General features: G+C 51.9%; 16 protein-coding genes, 1 tRNA gene and 1 pseudogene. 11 read left to right on the top strand and 7 right to left on the bottom strand.

All coding sequences use genetic code 11. The features are described from left to right. Positions 1-157: 157 nt before the first annotated feature. Together grxB and DD586_RS10960 are read left to right on the top strand one after the other, a co-directional pair. The gene (gene grxB / locus DD586_RS10955; RefSeq protein WP_012884887.1) at positions 158-805 is read left to right on the top strand and encodes a glutaredoxin 2; all 648 of its coding nucleotides are present in this window, start codon (positions 158-160) and stop codon (positions 803-805) included. A gap of 125 nt (positions 806-930) precedes the next feature. After that, on the top strand, positions 931-1494 hold the full coding sequence (locus DD586_RS10960; RefSeq protein WP_012884888.1) for a lipoprotein: 564 nt from the start codon (positions 931-933) through the stop codon (positions 1492-1494). 69 nt (positions 1495-1563) lie between these two features. Here DD586_RS10960 and DD586_RS10965 read toward each other — a convergent pair whose 3' ends face one another. Together DD586_RS10965 and DD586_RS10970 are read right to left on the bottom strand one after the other, a co-directional pair. Next, positions 1564-2142 (bottom strand): TorD/DmsD family molecular chaperone, encoded by a 579-nt coding sequence (locus tag DD586_RS10965; RefSeq protein WP_012884889.1) that lies wholly within the window; start codon positions 2140-2142, stop codon positions 1564-1566. A 45-nt stretch (positions 2143-2187) separates the two neighbouring features. Further along, positions 2188-2925 carry a phosphatase gene (locus tag DD586_RS10970; RefSeq protein ID WP_012884890.1) on the bottom strand — a complete coding sequence of 246 codons (738 nt, stop codon included), beginning with the start codon at positions 2923-2925 and terminating at the stop codon, positions 2188-2190. A gap of 270 nt (positions 2926-3195) precedes the next feature. Here DD586_RS10970 and DD586_RS10975 point away from each other — a divergent pair. The 3 genes from DD586_RS10975 to DD586_RS10985 all read left to right on the top strand — a co-directional run bounded on the left by DD586_RS10975 (position 3196) and on the right by DD586_RS10985 (position 4647). Continuing rightward, positions 3196-3285, top strand: a tRNA-Ser gene (locus DD586_RS10975). 368 nt (positions 3286-3653) lie between these two features. Next, positions 3654-4121 (top strand): hypothetical protein, encoded by a 468-nt coding sequence (locus tag DD586_RS10980; protein ID WP_012884891.1) that lies wholly within the window; start codon positions 3654-3656, stop codon positions 4119-4121. Between the two features lie 196 nt (positions 4122-4317). Beyond that, positions 4318-4647: a DUF6966 domain-containing protein gene (locus DD586_RS10985; RefSeq protein WP_012884892.1), complete on the top strand. Its 330-nt coding sequence runs from the start codon at positions 4318-4320 to the stop codon at positions 4645-4647. 96 nt (positions 4648-4743) lie between these two features. Here DD586_RS10985 and DD586_RS10990 read toward each other — a convergent pair whose 3' ends face one another. Further along, complete coding sequence (locus DD586_RS10990) at positions 4744-5499, bottom strand: DeoR/GlpR family DNA-binding transcription regulator (RefSeq protein ID WP_012884893.1); 756 nt, start codon at positions 5497-5499, stop codon at positions 4744-4746. 180 nt (positions 5500-5679) lie between these two features. On the opposite strand from DD586_RS10990, the gene DD586_RS10995 reads away from it, so the two are divergent. The 3 genes from DD586_RS10995 to DD586_RS11005 all read left to right on the top strand — a co-directional run bounded on the left by DD586_RS10995 (position 5680) and on the right by DD586_RS11005 (position 8297). Beyond that, positions 5680-6285: an NUDIX domain-containing protein gene (locus tag DD586_RS10995; protein ID WP_012884894.1), complete on the top strand. Its 606-nt coding sequence runs from the start codon at positions 5680-5682 to the stop codon at positions 6283-6285. A gap of 669 nt (positions 6286-6954) precedes the next feature. Further along, a complete protein-coding gene (locus DD586_RS11000; protein WP_012884895.1) occupies positions 6955-7593 on the top strand; it encodes a ribonuclease T2 family protein in 639 nt (212 codons plus the stop codon). Between the two features lie 215 nt (positions 7594-7808). Then, a complete protein-coding gene (locus DD586_RS11005) occupies positions 7809-8297 on the top strand; it encodes an NUDIX hydrolase (protein ID WP_012884896.1) in 489 nt (162 codons plus the stop codon). Between the two features lie 75 nt (positions 8298-8372). Here the strand turns inward: DD586_RS11005 and DD586_RS11010 are convergent, their stop codons facing one another. Further along, positions 8373-9485, bottom strand: coding sequence for an NADH:flavin oxidoreductase (locus DD586_RS11010; RefSeq protein WP_012884897.1), 1113 nt, complete (start codon positions 9483-9485; stop codon positions 8373-8375). 99 nt (positions 9486-9584) lie between these two features. On the opposite strand from DD586_RS11010, the gene DD586_RS11015 reads away from it, so the two are divergent. Continuing rightward, the gene (locus DD586_RS11015) at positions 9585-9989 is read left to right on the top strand and encodes a winged helix-turn-helix transcriptional regulator (protein WP_012884898.1); all 405 of its coding nucleotides are present in this window, start codon (positions 9585-9587) and stop codon (positions 9987-9989) included. Between the two features lie 36 nt (positions 9990-10025). Here DD586_RS11015 and cueO read toward each other — a convergent pair whose 3' ends face one another. After that, positions 10026-11735, bottom strand: coding sequence for a multicopper oxidase CueO (gene cueO, locus DD586_RS11020; protein WP_012884899.1), 1710 nt, complete (start codon positions 11733-11735; stop codon positions 10026-10028). 387 nt (positions 11736-12122) lie between these two features. Here cueO and DD586_RS11030 point away from each other — a divergent pair, with 387 nt between their 5' ends. Beyond that, positions 12123-13145 carry a cyanophycin synthetase gene (locus DD586_RS11030; protein WP_012884900.1) on the top strand — a complete coding sequence of 341 codons (1023 nt, stop codon included), beginning with the start codon at positions 12123-12125 and terminating at the stop codon, positions 13143-13145. A 73-nt stretch (positions 13146-13218) separates the two neighbouring features. Here DD586_RS11030 and DD586_RS11035 read toward each other — a convergent pair whose 3' ends face one another. Both DD586_RS11035 and DD586_RS21705 read right to left on the bottom strand, forming a co-directional pair. Then, on the bottom strand, positions 13219-14532 hold the full coding sequence (locus DD586_RS11035) for an NAD(P)/FAD-dependent oxidoreductase (RefSeq protein WP_012884901.1): 1314 nt from the start codon (positions 14530-14532) through the stop codon (positions 13219-13221). Positions 14533-14616: 84 nt separating this feature from the next. Then, positions 14617-15139, bottom strand: a pseudogene (locus DD586_RS21705) (IS1 family transposase); the annotation flags it as partial. Between the two features lie 513 nt (positions 15140-15652). Here DD586_RS21705 and DD586_RS11040 point away from each other — a divergent pair. Next, positions 15653-15958 (top strand): hypothetical protein, encoded by a 306-nt coding sequence (locus tag DD586_RS11040; protein WP_041164430.1) that lies wholly within the window; start codon positions 15653-15655, stop codon positions 15956-15958. Positions 15959-15968: the final 10 nt, after the last annotated feature.

A 15968-nucleotide genomic window follows, 5' to 3' on the forward strand; every position in this document is an offset into this window, starting at 1 on the left:
ACGGGGCGTCACATCGCCCCGTTTTTTGTCTTCAATTTCCAGCTGTTGCCGCACACATTGCGCATGGACGAGCCGACGCTGACAATAGATAATCCCCTTCGACACCATCATCACAGTTGCGTCCGATACGACGCTGCTCAACCCAAGGAGTTCCGGTATGAAACTGTTTATTTATGAACATTGTCCTTTCTGCGTGAAGGCACGCATGATTTTCGGTCTGAAGCAGTTACCGGTGGAACTGTGCGTGTTATCCAACGATGACGAAACCACGCCGATTTCGATGGTCGGTCAGAAAATGGTGCCGATTCTGCAAAAAGAGGACGGCAGCTATATGCCGGAAAGTCTGGATATCGTGAAATACGTTGATGAGCTGGACGGTAAACCGGTATTGACCGGTACTACTAATCCGGCGATTGATGCCTGGATTCGTGGCGTGTACGACTACGCGCCGCGTCTGCTGATTCCCCGTTTCTCCCAGGCCGACTTTGAGGAATTCGCGACAGAAGCCGGCCGTAATTACTTCATCAACAAGAAAGAGGGACAAATCGGCAGCTTTGCGACCCACTTTAGCCAGACTGATACTCTGACAAAACAGCTGGAAAGTGATCTGCAGGCACTGGCCCCATTGATTGTCTCATCACAGGCTTGCAATGGCACACTGTCACTGGATGATATCAACCTGTTCCCCTTGCTGCGTTCGCTGACTATCGTTGCTGACGTCAATGTCCCGGCGGCTATCGCCACCTACTGCGATACGATGTCTCAGCTTGCCAACATCGATCTGCTGATCGAACAGGCACAATAACCCCTATCGCCGCCGCCCGACGGCGGCGTTTAGGTGTATTCCGATTGGCGATATCAGCGGAATAACGCACCCTGCCGACAGGCCTCGCACGGCGGGGTAATCACGAAAAACAAGAGGTTATAACAATGAGAAAATCGGGACTGGCCGCTCTGGCGCTGTTGGGGACGTTACTCATCAGCGGTTGCAACCAGTTGGCGCAATACAGCCTGAGCGAGCAGGAAATCAATCAGTATTTGCAACAGCATAATGACTACCAGAAGCAACTGGGTGTTCCCGGTGTGGTGGACGCACACATTACGCTGACTGACCTGGCCAGCCAGATTGGTCGCACAGAACCCGGCAAAGTCACGCTGAGCGGCAACGCGAAAGTGGATATCAGTTCCCTGCTGGGAAAACAGCAGGCGGATATGAAGCTGACGCTCAAAGCCCAGCCGGTATTCAACAAGGATGAAGGTGCTATCTACCTGAGAGATATGGAGCTGGTGGATTACAGCGTTCAGCCAGAGAAGTTACAAACGGTGATGCAAACGCTGGCGCCCTACCTGAACCAATCGTTGAAAAGCTACTTCGACCAGAAGCCTGCCTATGTGCTAAACCCGGAGCACAGTAACAAAGAGGCACTGGCGAAAAAGTTGGCTAAAGGTATCGAGGTAAAACCCGGTCAACTGGTTATCATGTTGACCGATTAAATGGGAAACGCCCAGCCTGGCTGGGGTTTTCTATAGACAAAAAATCGGGTGGCATGTGCCACCCGTTTTTCATTCTTCAGACGACTCATCATCCGTTTCGTCGCCTTCTGCTTCCGCCAGTTCGTCACGCATCGCGTCCAGCGCTTCGCGGCAAATAATCGCCAGCGTACGATAAAACGCCGTCGTGGCATGGCTTTCCACCTTGCCCAGAAAACGATCGCTCCACGGCAACAAATAGTTATCGAAAAACGCTGACTGCGCTGCCGTTTCATCTTCCTGCGCCTGATCTTCCAGCCAGGATGCGGCCAGCAGCAATGCGCCAAAGTGATCGACCGGCCCTTCGCCTAATGGCATACCGCGCTGTTGTAAAAACTCCCGGATTTCAGTTTGCGGCGCGTCGGGCTCCCAACTGGAACGCCACGGCGACACTGAGGGTTCCGCGCCGAACAAGGCCTCGTAATCCACACTCATCGCCGGTAAATCGACACTGCGCTGCCAGCGCGCCATCAACGCATCCTGCTCTAACGGCCATTGCTGTGCCAGCTTGCCCTGCTCAATCAGGGTAAACAACGGCGCCAGCAGCGGATCCTGTGGCGAGCGGTTAAACAGCGTGCCGAGAATACGGCACACCACGGAAAATTCATTCATCTCATCAACCTGTAAAAAGACATGACAGCGCGATTAGTGACAACGTCACAGATCGGCAAACTCCGGGATGGCCGGTCTCCCGCGTAGTTCCAGAAAATCCAGCACCCGGCGCGGGCTGACATTCAACACGCGATCCTGCGGAAAATCAACGTCCCGCATAATACGCTCACAGTGTGGAAACTCACCCAGCGACCAGGCGATATGTGAATCTGATCCCAACGCCAGATACCCCCCCGCGTCGCGCACCGCTTCAGCTACTGCCCGGCAATTCGCCTCACTGCCTTTGCGGGAATGGGTAAACGAGGAATTATTCAATTCCAGCGCCACGTTATATTTCGCGGCCGCCTGAGCAACCGCCTGAATATCAATCGGGAATTTCGGGTTACCGGGATGACTAATGATATGTACTGACCCTTGCGCCATCGCGGCAATCATCGCTTCGGTGTGGATATCACGGTTTGAGGGGGGAAACACCGGCTCATGAAAACCAGCGATAACCACGTCCATACACTCCAGCATCGGCCCGGTGCAGTCGATGTCGCCTGCCAGATTCTTAATATTCGCCTCAATACCACGCAGGATACCGATCCCCTCCACCACCCGCGGCCAGACACGCATATTGATGAAATGCCAGTGATGCGGTGCATCCGCCATATCCGGGCCGTGATCGGTAATAGCGAACAGGCGGATCTGTTTGGTTTTGGCTTCTGCCACGTAGTCATGCAGGGTGCTGTAAGCGTGGGTACTGGCGACGGTGTGCATGTGTAAATCGACGGGGTACATGGTTTCTCCTGACTCGGCATTGATAAGCAAGCATACCATTTATCCCGCACTGGCACAGCCGAGGCAATGATGGGATAACGACAAATTAACAGAAATGAAACATGCACGATTTCCCCCCATCGCGCCGGAGAGCTGACAGACTGAAATGGCGACTAAAGCAGCAAATTGCGCTAAGTTTGGCTAAACGCACGCTTTTATGAAAGAAGTGTGTTGACGCTGCTGCGGATTTTCCCTAGAGTAGCGCCCCGTTGCCCCTGCTGGCGACGATCCGGTGAGGTGTCCGAGTGGCTGAAGGAGCACGCCTGGAAAGTGTGTATACGTGAAAACGTATCGAGGGTTCGAATCCCTCCCTCACCGCCAGGTTAAAAACAAAAACCCCAGACGAAAGTCTGGGGTTTTTGTTTTTAACCGGTGACGGGATGGATGAGAAGCCTCGACAGGGTTCGACAAAACGGCTTGCCGTTTTGGACCGCCGCAGGCGGCCCGCAGGGCGAGCGCAACGCGCGAGTCAATCCCGACCGGGGCTACATCGCTCTCCTGCTATATCGGCTATAGGCTGATTCATGTCCTTTTAGCCGTAAAGAATGGACAACACTTTCGCAAATATAAAATAATCACAAGTGGCCGCGCGTGATCCGCGATCATAGAAGAATATGTAGAACAGCAGGATTGTCATGATGTGAAAGCATTCCATATCATGATTTTTAGGACGGCAAAGCAAATCCAACATGCGCTCTTACGACGGAATTGACTATCAATACAACGGAACTGAACCTGAAAGGGAAAAAACCATCGGGGTCATTGCAAACATCCTTGGTTTTCGACCTTTAACAACTGATTTAGATTACTCCTTGAATTTCTATGCCGGAGGCTCAGGAATCAATGATTGCCTGGGTATTCGTTGCTTGTATGTCGAATCAGACTGGCCTGCAATAGCTAAGGCCCTTCGCCTCAAGCAAGTTAGCGAAGTGGCTAGCAACCCCACCTGGGAAGAAGCGTTTTTGTGGCTAATAAAGGCTGAAAGATCGATTGAAAATCACTGCTTCACGTTTATCAACAATCAGAAGCTCAAATTCCAAGATATTGCAGATAAACGCCATGAAATCTTTTTTTCCAACGAAAGTGACGTGAATTCGTGGTGTGTTGTGTGGCGCGACAATATCCACCTGAATTATCTGAGTTTCGATCAGGGGTGATTATTCTAGTTAAAACTACGTCGCCTAACTATTCTGAGCTGACCTCCGATAGCAAACACCAGAGAACCGCAGTGGCGATAACTCCCCCGGAAGGACTAAGGACTCTTTGCTCGACATTGGAACATCAAAAAAACATCAATTCCGGCTGAGTTATCATACCAGAATTTACTATTTGATACAGTTAGTTAGGTATTACATGCATCCAGATATTGAAGCGTTATCCAAAGATCTTCAGGTATTTATAGACTTTCTACTATCCGTGAATGAGAAGCATTGGGCTCATTGGTTTGAGAAAAATGCTGAATTAATACGCGGCTCTGACTTCAGAGGCATTGAAGGAATTTTATCGTCATTTGGTGGTATGGGTAGCATTAATGATCTGGTTATTCATCCAATCAATGGTCACACAATAACAGAAGAGCAGATTCGAACCGCTAACATTACGCTCGGATCATTACTAAGTTCAGTTGCTGGTAAAACCCGGAAACTCTATGCCGAAGAAATCGATGCCCGTCGGCGTAAATGACATTGATTAACTTTATTCGTCTTCTCACTGGGGTTCGCTGAAATCGACTTTCATTAAAAGAACCCCATCCAATCCATAACCCCACCACCCACAACTTCAAGCCCGAACCAAACTCACCCCCGCCTGCGCAAAAGGTGCCGTCACTTCATCAGGCACCGCGGATTCCACAATCAGCGTGCTGGCCATGGTGAGCTCGCCGATTGCATAGCGGGAGGCGACATTCAGTTTATCCTGTGTCGCCATGACAACGGTTTCCGCCGCACGTGCTGCCAGCGCCCGTTTGATATACGCCTCTTCCAGATCGCCGGTGCTGAAACCCGCTTGCGGATGCACTCCGGTGACGCCCATAAAAAAGATATCGGCGCGGATCGTCGCCAGTGCTTCCACCGCCGCCGCACCTACCGCGACCAGTGAATGCTTGTAAAGGCGACCACCAATCAGCACCACATCAATACCGGGGTGGTTTACCAACGCCACCGCCACACTCGGGCTATGCGTTACCACTGTCGCCGTCAGCGAAAGTGGCAGGCACGTCACCAGTTCACCACTGGTCGTGCCGCCATCAATCATGACGACCTGCCCCGGCAGAATCAGCGATGCAGCGGCCTGCGCCAGTTGATGTTTGGCTCCTATCGCTATCCGGCTGCGGGCATCAAAACTGACTACCGTTTCTGACGCAGGCAAGGCACCGCCATGTACTCGCTGTAATCGCCCTTCACTGGCCAGCTCACGTAAGTCACGCCGAATGGTATCTTCCGACACGCCAAAGGCATCGCTCAGTTGCTTTGCCAGCACCTGCCCTTCAGCCGCCAGTTGTTCCAGAATTCGCTGTTTGCGTTGTGTCGTCAGCATGGTGTTCCCCCAGTATGTTGTGCCTACCTTTATTTACTTGATTATGCCTGAATTTGCACGTTTATTCTTTTTATCAGTATTTCAGGCAACCAATTTCGCACGAAATTGCACGAAATAACTTGAGCATGCACGAAACCTCGCGCTAGGATGAGTGCTCATTCCTTGTTCAGGAGAGTAATAATGCTCACCACACGCGATCGCGTTCGTATTGTCGACAGCGTTGTACTGTCTGACGATTGGTATGTGCTGAAGAAAAACACCTTTGATTTTTTACGTCGGGACGGCACCTGGCAGCGGCAAAACCGTGAAACCTATGATCGCGGCAATGGCGCGGTTATCCTGCTGTATCATCGCCACAAGCAAACATTGTTGCTAACGCGCCAGTTCCGCTTTCCGGTCTTCGTCAATGGGCACGACGGGATGCTAATTGAAGCCGCAGCCGGTTTGCTCGATCATGCCGACCCCGAAGTGCGGATCCGTGCCGAAGCGGAAGAAGAAACCGGTTATCGGGTATTCAATGTTCGTAAGGTGATGGAAGCCTACATGAGCCCCGGTTCGGTAACGGAGAAACTCTATTTCTTTCTGGGGGAATATGACGATAGTTCGCGTATCGGCACGGGAGGTGGCATTGAAGATGAAGGTGAAGATGTGGAAACCCTGGAAATGACGCTACCGCAAGCATTGGCCGCGATTGCCGAAGGTACCATTATGGATGCCAAAACCATCATGCTGGTGCAGCACGTCGCGTTGCATCGTGCGCTACCGTTTGAGGGGTTGCCAGATTAATCACTAACCCGGTTTTCGGCGAGTGCAAAGGCTCGCCGCACCATACATCATCGTCAAAAGAGACACCTTCCTCATCTAATAATTATTTAGGGTATGCACCGGTTATTTTCCATTCGATGTTTTTACAAAATAACCAGACGAGTAATTCATGATCACTATTATTTCCCATAAAATAACGGCCTATTTTTCTCCTTTCTCAAAATAATTTAACTAACTGATATTTAAACGACATTAATATTTATTACACCATAATTTGACATTTCGTGATTTTTTACGCATACAGAATACAGCTGCTATACTGGCATCACGCACATGTTGCGGTTATTTTTCACCCAGCATTTATGATCTAAAAAATAAGATCCATCGCAAAGTTTTTACTTGTTATTTTTGTCCGCCCTATGGGATAGGGCAAACACGTATCCGTGAAAAACGAAGAGCCTATCCCAGTAGGCGTTATTGGCGCAGCCAGTTTGGACACGGACAGCGCGGAGACAACATGCAACGCATGTTGAACGGACAAAATACTTTGTCCGGCCCAACGGGCGAGCGCAGCGAGTAACCCGGAGCGTACACGGAGTACGTGAGGAGTTCGAGCACTGCCCAGGGCCAAAATGGCAAGTGAAATAGCCCTAATGGGATAGGCTCTAAAAAATCCGACAGGAGAAAATTATGAAAAAAATATATTCGTTGCTGGCTGGTTTGGTATTCACCGTCGGCCTGACGGTAAGCCCTGCTGTGCCCGCAAAGGGTCAGGCCGGTGTGTTTGATTTCTATCTATTGACGTTATCCTGGTCCCCCACGTTTTGTCTGACACACGCCAGTAATGAGCAATGCACCAAAGGGTATGGTTTTGTGCTGCACGGCCTGTGGCCGCAATATGCCAACGGTGGCTGGCCGCAAGACTGCCCACCGATTAAAGCGCTTACCGCGCAGGAACGTAAATACGGCAATACCCTGTTCCCAACCGATGCGCTGCTGACGCATGAGTGGGAAAAACACGGTACCTGTAGCGGGCTGGGCGCTAATGGCTATTTGCAGGCAGCGGATAAAGCCGTAACCAATGTGAAGATCCCCGCCAGCTTCAATGCACCGGCTAAGCCGCTGCAAATGACCGCCGAGCAGATTCTGGCCGCATTCCGCCAGAGCAACCCATCAATCCCACAGGATGGGATCGCCGCCGTTTGTAGCGGCCCGGAATTGTCTGAAATTCGGGTGTGCATGGACAAAAATCTGAATTTCCAGTCCTGCGGTAAATCGGTAAAAACCCAGTGTCGTGATGGCAACATCCGCGTGCCTAACGTGCGCTAATCCCCATGCTGGCGCAGATGCACGCCTGTTACATGACGCCTTTAGCCCGCCACGTGTGCGGGCTATGTCAAGTAATGTAGAAACAACGAATAACAATAATTACTTTTGTAAAGTTTTCCATTGTATTTATTCTGTTTGTGAAATATCACTGTCACGCTAGGTCTCTAGCATGTCCGGTCGGACATATTCATTCACCCCAGTGCAGGTATGAGAGCATGTTTTTGTTTTCCCCGCAGGACAGCACCTACACCAGGATGTTGTGCCAATTTGAATTTCAGGCACAACAAGAAGGGATTACTCGTCAAACCATGGCCGCCGCGGTGGTATTCCGGGGCGGGATACTCCTGGTGCGCCGCAGTGCGAATGATCCGATGTTACCCGGATACTGGGAAATCCCCGGCGGTGGCCGCGAACCTGGCGATCACAATCTGCTCGCCACACTGATGAGAGAATTGCAGGAAGAAACCGGCCTGCGTTTGCGTTATATCCGTCATTATCTGGGTTTTTTCGATTATCTGGTGCCGAGTAACGAAAAAGTTCGCCAGTGGAACTTTCTGGTTGACGTGATGCAAGAAGAGGTTTGCCTGAACGAAACCGAACACGATGCCTGGCAAATCGTGCGTCAACCGTCCGATATCCCGGAGGATTGTCCCATCAGTGAAGAAAGTCGTTTCGTGGTGAATGCCGCCATCTGCATGTTATGACGGCACGATGATAACGATAAGGCCATGCCCGCAAACTCAACTGTCAGACCCCGACAGATCGGGGTCTGACGGCATTTAGGCCAGCTGACCCAGCGAGGCCGGTTCGAACCCTTTAAGGCTATCCAACTCCTGACGATGCACTTTCGCCGCCCAGTGAGCGTCAGTCAGCAGTGCCCGCCCTACCGCGATTAAATCAAACTCATCGCGTTCCATTCGCTCCAGCAGTCTATTCAAGCCCGCCGGGCCAGACCCTTGCCCGGCAAACGCACCGAAGAAATCATCAGACAAGCCGACAGACCCCACGCTAATGGTCGCCGCCCCGGTGACTTTCTTCGCCCAGCCGGCGAAGTTCAGGCCGTTTTCACCGTCTACATCCGGGAATTCCGGTTCCCAGAAACGACGCTGCGAGCAATGCAGGATGTCCACGCCAGCAGACACCAGCGGTGCCAGCCAATCCTCCAGTGCCAACGGCGTCGGTGCCAGACGTGCACTGTAGTCCTGCTGCTTCCACTGACTGACGCGTAAAATCAACGGGAAATCCGGTCCGACCGCTTCACGGACGCTTTTCACCACCTCGGCGGCAAAATGCGCACGCTGTTTAACCGTTGCGCCACCAAAGGCATCGGTACGCAGGTTGGTTTCCCCCCAAAAGAACTGATCGATCAGGTATCCGTGCGCACCATGCAATTCCAGCGTATCAAACCCCAAGCGCTTCGCGTCAGCGGCTGCGCGGGCGAAGGCGGAAATGGTATCGGCAATGTCTTCTTCCGTCATGGCATGCCCACGCTCGACCTCTGGCGAGAACAGTCCTGACGGGCTTTCAATGTAATCCGGTTCCCACTCAACACCATTAAGCGGTGCTGAGCCGACATGCCATATTTGCGGCCCCATCTTGCCGCCAGCCGCGTGTACCTCGTTAATCACGTTCTGCCAGCCCGCTAACGCACGCTCACCATGAAAAAACGGGATCCCGGGGTGGTTACGTGAACCGGGGCGATCCACCACCGTACCTTCCGACAAAATCAACCCGACTTCACCTTCCGCACGGTGGCGATAGTAAGCGGCAATATCATCGCCCGGAATACCATCAGTGGCGAAACAGCGGGTCATCGGCGCCATCACGATACGATTTTTTAATTTCAGTGTTTTCAGCGTAAAAGGACGGAACAGCACATCAGTATTGGCCATGTAATCATCTCCTTGGGCATGAACCCGTGATGGTATACAATGTAAACCTGGTGTCAATCAGGCACATTCATGCTACCAGGTAGCCTCAAGGAAACCACCATGCTGAAATCTTGCGCCGCCCCTTACTCCCACGCTAACTGCCCCAGCCGCTTTTTGCTGGAACAAATCGCCGACAAATGGTCGGTACTGGTGCTTGGGGCATTATGTGAGAAACCGCTGCGCTTTAACGATCTCAAGCGCAGTCTGGAAGGCATTACGCAAAAGGCCCTGACGCAATGTCTGCGCAAACTGGAACGCAACGGTATTGTGGAACGACGGGTACTGGCATTTTCGCCTATTGCGGTGGAATACCATATCACGCCATTGGGCCACACACTGAAAGAACCCTTTCAGGCGCTGTACCGCTGGACGGTCGAACATCTGCCGCAAGTAGCGCAGGCTCGCGAGCGTTTTGATCAACGGCTCACTGAACAGGAACAAGCGATGTCCGACGCGCAGGCCTGAGGCGGTTGCGCAGCGAACCTCGCTTTTCCTCAGGTATCAGGACACCGTAAACGACATCATCATGCCGGTGTCCTCATGTTCCAGCAGATGACAGTGCGCCATGAATGCCCGTTCCTTCGGTGCCGGGTGACTAAACTGCACCAGCACCTCGCTGCGTGCGCCTTCCACATGCACAATGTCCTTCCAGCCACGCCGGTGCGCAGCAGGCGGTTTGCCATTTTCGGACAGAATGCGAAAACGGGTGCCATGAATATGGAAAGGATGCAGCATCATGTCGCCTTGCCCGGAAATACTCCAGACTTCAAGCTCGCCGCGTTTCACATCAAACATCGGCTGCCCCATCTGAAACGCGACACCATTGATACGATTGGCCGACAACAGATCCAGCGGTGCGAGTCCGGCTTGTGGGTCCATTGCCCCGTGATTCATATCGCCGGGGTTCATACCGTTATGCTTCATGTTGCCATGATCCATGCTGCCGTTACTCATCGCGCCATGATTCATACTGCCGTGATTCATACTCATGCCTTGCTGCCCCATGCCCGATGGCATAGACATGCCAGCATCATGCGACATCCCTTGCATCGAGCCGTGCGCGTTCATGTCCATCCCTGACATCGCCTGCATGCCATAACGCACCATGAGCGCCTGCATACCCAGCATGTCGAGCCGTGGGTCCATTGACAGTTGTAGCTGGCGCGTTTTCAGGCCCGCCGTTGATGGCAGTGCCGGTAATGGTGCCAGTGTTTCTGGCAGCTTGCCCGCCCCCGGTTGAGCGGAAGGCTGGATACGCAACACCGGTAAGGGTTGGTCAAACGGCGGCAGGCGCATCCCCATCTGTGTCACCGGCAATGTCACCATATCGAACGCTTTGCCGTCACGCGCATCGACCAGAACTTCAAACCGCTCACCCATCAACACCGTCAGGTTACTCACCTGCACTGGTTCAGCCAGCAGCCCACCATCACTGGCAATTACATACAACGGGCGACTGTCACTGGCCGCCAGCGTTAGCGAACGTGCGTTACATCCGTTAAGAATACGCAAGCGTAACCAACCGCGTGGCGCAGTATGCTGCGGATAGCGAGCGCCATTGGTCAGCATCAAGTCGCCAAACCAGCCAACCGCTGCCGACATCACATCCAGTTGATAGTCAATCTGCCCTTTGGCATCCAACCGCTTGTCTTGCAGAACCAATGGAATATCATCCACACCCCATTGAGCAGGTAACGGCAATGCACGGCTGACGGCATCCTGAATCAGGATAAGCCCACCCAGCCCCATCGCCACTTGTCGCCCGGTCACGCCATGGGTGTGTGGATGAAACCACGCTGTCGCAGCCGGCTGTTCAACCCGGAATGTCGCCGTCCATGTTCCACCCGGTGCGATCTCCGCCTGTGGGCCCCCATCGGCATCACCCGGAATTTCCATGCCATGCCAGTGCAGAGTGGTGGTTTCAGGCAAGGTATTGGTGACATTCATCGTCACCGTCTTGCCTTGCTCCAGTTGCAGTGCTGGCCCCAAAAATCCGCCATTGATGCCCCAGGTAGCGGTTTCCATTCCCGCCAGCCAACGCATACTGCCCGTTTGCAGTGTCAGTGCGATGTTGCCTGCCGCATCCGGTGCCAGCAGTGGTGGCACCGGCAGGCTCGGGCGCTCATCAGCCCATGCGGAACGGCTCCACCAGGGCAACAGGCTGGATGCCCCCAGCATAGCGCTCAATTTGATAAACTCACGGCGACGCATACCACTCTCCTCCAGTCAGTTATCATTCAAAAAAATGGTGATAATGACTGGCAGACTGCACCTTCCAGTAACAGGAAGGTCAAGCTTTTTTACTTCAATGGCGTTTTGCTTCCATCGTGTTCTACTTCACTCGTGTTTTACTTCGATCACGTACTGCCATGCAGTGAACATGCCCCGACAACCGCTGAACCCGTCACTGTAATAATGAATATATATTTTACTAACAACGAAAGTAATTTTATTTACCAACCCGTTTTTACGTTCTGTATCACTTTTGATTAAGACCACTCTGATTTTCTTCTGATATATTTTTTCCTTCATATCTCATTGCAATAATGTTTTTCCAACCGGCCAACATCGGCAAGATATCATCGATAGCGAGATAAAATGAGTGACTCCTTTGTTTCTGCGTTACTATCAGAAATAGCACCCACATTAGGTATTCAGATAGATTTTGAACCAGAATTCGGCTTTGTCGGCGAAATTACATTCCCTGACGGAAAGAAACATCTATTCAAAAACAGAAATCTCAACCTTAATCTCTCTGCATCATCAGATATTGCCAAAGATAAATTCTACACAAATTATTTTTTGCAAAAAAAAGGACTTAATGTCCCACGGGGAAAAACCTTTTTTTCTGAAAAGCTAAATAAAAAACTGCCACAGGAAAAGCGAAGAGGCATTGCTGAAGCGAAACAATTTGCCAAAGAGCTCGGGTTTCCCGTTTTTGTCAAACCCAACAATCTTAGCCAGGGAGAATGGGTAACCAAAGTTTATGATATAGCGGCAATGGCGATGATCAGTGAAAATATTTTTTCTCGTACGGATGTACTGCTGGTAGAGCAACCGTGCCTGGGACGTGATTATCGGGTTGTGGTGCTGGGGGAGACCGTAATATCGGCATACGAACGCTTTCCACTGGCTGTTTCTGGTGATGGCACCCGTACTATCCAACAGTTGCTGGCCGATGCCCAGCAAACACTTCCTCTGCATGGGCGTCCCAATAGCGAGATTGATCCTGATGACCTACGTATTGATCTCAAGCTGACTCAATTGGGTTTACATCGCGAAACGGTTCTGCCTTTCGGGAAAAAGGTATTTCTTCTGGATAACGCCAATCTCTCCACCGGCGGCACCTCATCGGATATTACCAGAAACATCCATGAAAGTTTTGCTGCTTTAGCCATCAACGCCACCGCATCATTAGGGCTGCGTGTTGCTGGCGTTGATATTATATGTCGTGATTTATGTCAGGATGCCGCTGCACAACGATGGAATATTATCGAAATTAATGCGGCCCCGGGTTTAGATAATTACGCCGCCTCAGGTTACGAGCAACGGGAACGCGTGAAAGATCTTTACAGGAGAATTCTGCTACAAATTCAACAGGAAAACAGCCTGTCTTATTAATTTATGATTACCGACAGGGATAGGCTCTAAAACCCCGTCACGCCTGACGGGGTTCAACGTAGTATTCCTTTCGTTAGTATTCCTTTCGTCCCAACCAGCGTTCTTTCAGAATGCTGCCACGAATGCCGATATCCAGCAACGGACGTGGTGGAATCCAATTCGGTTTACCCAGTAATTGCATTTCACTAATCAGCGGATTGTCGACGCCGCTTGCCAGATCCGCCAGCGTGCTGCCAGCAATGGTTTGCTTCGAGATACCGGCACCATTGCACCCCAAAGCGGCATACAGGTTATCGCCGTATTGCCCCCACGTCGGCGCCCCATTGCGTGTCACACCGATCATCCCAGACCAGCTATGCGCGATAGCCACATCCGCCAGTTGTGGGAAACGGGATAAAAAGATCGCCTGATGCCGCCGCGTGATATCTGCCGTGTATTTTGCCGTGACAGTGTAACCCGGTACGTAGGTGACATGCTGGCGAATCAAAAAACGGTGATCACGGGTGTAACGCAACGTTGCCCCGGCGATGGCATTTGCAGGCGTCATCCCCCATTCACCAATATTCCCGATGCGCTGTTGCTGCTCCGCCGTCAGTGGCTCAGTCAACGTAGCGAATGTCGATAATCCTGCCACCTGATGGGAAAACATCGGCAATTGTCGGGCACAACCGTTCGTCGCCACCATCACCTGCCGGGCCTGTACGCTCCCGTAAGGGGTTCGCACCCGCACCGTTGTGCCGGGTTGGATCTCCAGTACCGGCGAGCGCTCATACAGCGTGACATTATCAGGCAGGTTATCCGCCAGCCCCCGCACCAGCGCCGCCGGATTGAGCAAGACACAATTCGGCGTATAGATAGCCGCGTGGTAATAAGGCGTGCCTAATTGGCGGGCCAGGTTCTCGCCTTGTAATAACTGATAAGGTTCTGACAGCGACTGTAATTCGTGAGCATACTGGTCCAGCAATGTCCCCAGCTCAGGGCGGACAATACAGTGATACTTACCGCTACGGTTCCAGTCACATGCAATACCATAACGGGTGATCAGCGCCTCCAGTTGCGCCAGCCCTGCCTGCAACAGACGCCGATAACTGGCGGCTTTTTCCAGCTCTGCGGTGGAACTGCCGATGTTGTGTGGCAGGTCAATGGCAAACCCGGAATTCCGCGCGGACGCGCTGTCATCAATATCAACGGCATCCACCACCACCACCTGCTCATGTGGGCGGTTCTCCGCTATCCGGCGGGCGAACGCCAACCCGGCGTAACCCGCGCCAATCACCAGCCAGTCGGCGATGATCGACTGGCGCAACGCCGGTAGGCTTTCTCGCGACGACAACATCGCCGACCAGCCATTGGTGTTGGCATCCAGTGGTAATGCATTGATGTTCAAATTATTCTCCTATTTAAAACCGTTCTCTGTACAGCATACCCGCCCACAGCCAATTGCGGCGTGCAATTGGCTCTTTCACCGGCACATTTCATCATCGTAGCTGTCCCAGTCGTTGCTGGTTATCATGCCAATAGCGAAAACGGTGTAAGTAACGCTAATAATTCACGGCAGAACTTCATCAGTTCGGGGACCGAAAATATACGCCAGAATACCGCCTGTTTTGGTGTTGTATGCATACCAAAGCCAGTACCGGTGGGCTTTACTGCCAACAAAACGCCATTGTTCATCAAGCTCGCAGATAAGTGACACATCGGCATGAGCAACTGGCGAAGACGTTATTCGCTTTGGTGTGAGTTTTTTAATGTGCGGATGACAGTATTGATGCCAACGTTGAGTGTTCTTGCCGTATCGCGAACGCCAGCACTGTTGAAAGCCATGTCAACAATCTGGTCTCTAACGCCGGGTTTTCAAGCCTGATAAGTGTAAGTTAGTTGGAATACGCGGTGACATTCACGACACCGGAAACGTTCCTGACCTGCCGGATTTTTACCATGACGATAAACCAGAGCAGAATCACAGCGGGGCAATGAACATTAATGCTGGCCATAAGTCATCTCAAAAGGTCTTATTGTACACCTATTTCTACTAATTGGATTCCCCCCCCCTTTTGAGCGTCCATAGTTGGCGATATCTGTCCAGGAGTCAGCACCGGCGATAACAGCACAGAACGCAATGATTAACATATCGATGAATCAATGCTGTATTTGTCCGTGACGTCGGGGATCAGGGAAATCAGCAAATGACTGAATCAGTCCTTTCATCAAAATACTTTCCACTAAATTTACGAATTTATGTTTTGAGTATAATGAATTATCGCCAGTTCATTTTAGTGCGTAAACCCTGAGCAGCAGGGCATGCCTCGTTAACCTGTGGAGAGATGGCAGCTTTAAGCCGCTCGATGAAGCAGGAGTCCGCCGAGGCGAATCAGACTCCGGTCTGAACGTTGTAGGAATCCTCTCCCTTTAGGGCGGGGAAGATGTCAAATCATTGAAAGTGCAATTTCAATGAAATACCATTTCCCTCCCGTGAGTACAGGAGAAGTTCTCTGTTAGCGGTAGCAATGCTCGTAGCGGTCAGTGCCTTGGCGGGATGTATTACAGCGCCGAAACCACCGCAAGAACCCAACATGTCGCGGCTCGTTCCGGTCAACAAGACCTTGCCGAGTGAGCTGCCAGACTCCTTCTTCGGAAGGGAAGAAAGGGGGGCAGTAACTATGGGCATATTCAACAAGGGCGCGAGCCCGGCCGCTGTAACCCGCGACACCATCGACCACTACCGCCAGAAGCGCCGCGGTCTGGAGGTCGATATCCTTGATGAGATCCTGCTATCCCGGAAACCACCACTTCCCCGATCCCAACATCCCTGAGAGGAGTCGC

This window comes from Dickeya parazeae Ech586 (assembly GCF_000025065.1).
GTDB lineage: Bacteria > Pseudomonadota > Gammaproteobacteria > Enterobacterales > Enterobacteriaceae > Dickeya > Dickeya zeae.

Excerpts from the sequence above, each read along its gene's own strand:
- DD586_RS10995 (WP_012884894.1), top strand. The coding sequence starts at position 5,680 with ATGCTCACCACACGCGATCGCGTTCGTATTGTCGACAGCGTTGTACTG.
- DD586_RS11040 (WP_041164430.1), top strand. The coding sequence starts at position 15,653 with ATGCTCGTAGCGGTCAGTGCCTTGGCGGGATGTATTACAGCGCCGAAA.
- DD586_RS11030 (WP_012884900.1), top strand. The coding sequence starts at position 12,123 with ATGAGTGACTCCTTTGTTTCTGCGTTACTATCAGAAATAGCACCCACA.
- DD586_RS11000 (WP_012884895.1), top strand. The coding sequence starts at position 6,955 with ATGAAAAAAATATATTCGTTGCTGGCTGGTTTGGTATTCACCGTCGGC.
- DD586_RS10980 (WP_012884891.1), top strand. The coding sequence starts at position 3,654 with ATGCGCTCTTACGACGGAATTGACTATCAATACAACGGAACTGAACCT.
- DD586_RS10965 (WP_012884889.1), bottom strand. The coding sequence starts at position 2,142 with ATGAATGAATTTTCCGTGGTGTGCCGTATTCTCGGCACGCTGTTTAAC.
- DD586_RS10960 (WP_012884888.1), top strand. The coding sequence starts at position 931 with ATGAGAAAATCGGGACTGGCCGCTCTGGCGCTGTTGGGGACGTTACTC.
- DD586_RS10990 (WP_012884893.1), bottom strand. The coding sequence starts at position 5,499 with ATGCTGACGACACAACGCAAACAGCGAATTCTGGAACAACTGGCGGCT.
- grxB (WP_012884887.1), top strand. The coding sequence starts at position 158 with ATGAAACTGTTTATTTATGAACATTGTCCTTTCTGCGTGAAGGCACGC.
- DD586_RS11015 (WP_012884898.1), top strand. The coding sequence starts at position 9,585 with ATGCTGAAATCTTGCGCCGCCCCTTACTCCCACGCTAACTGCCCCAGC.
- DD586_RS10970 (WP_012884890.1), bottom strand. The coding sequence starts at position 2,925 with ATGTACCCCGTCGATTTACACATGCACACCGTCGCCAGTACCCACGCT.
- DD586_RS11010 (WP_012884897.1), bottom strand. The coding sequence starts at position 9,485 with ATGGCCAATACTGATGTGCTGTTCCGTCCTTTTACGCTGAAAACACTG.
- cueO (WP_012884899.1), bottom strand. The coding sequence starts at position 11,735 with ATGCGTCGCCGTGAGTTTATCAAATTGAGCGCTATGCTGGGGGCATCC.
- DD586_RS11005 (WP_012884896.1), top strand. The coding sequence starts at position 7,809 with ATGTTTTTGTTTTCCCCGCAGGACAGCACCTACACCAGGATGTTGTGC.
- DD586_RS10985 (WP_012884892.1), top strand. The coding sequence starts at position 4,318 with ATGCATCCAGATATTGAAGCGTTATCCAAAGATCTTCAGGTATTTATA.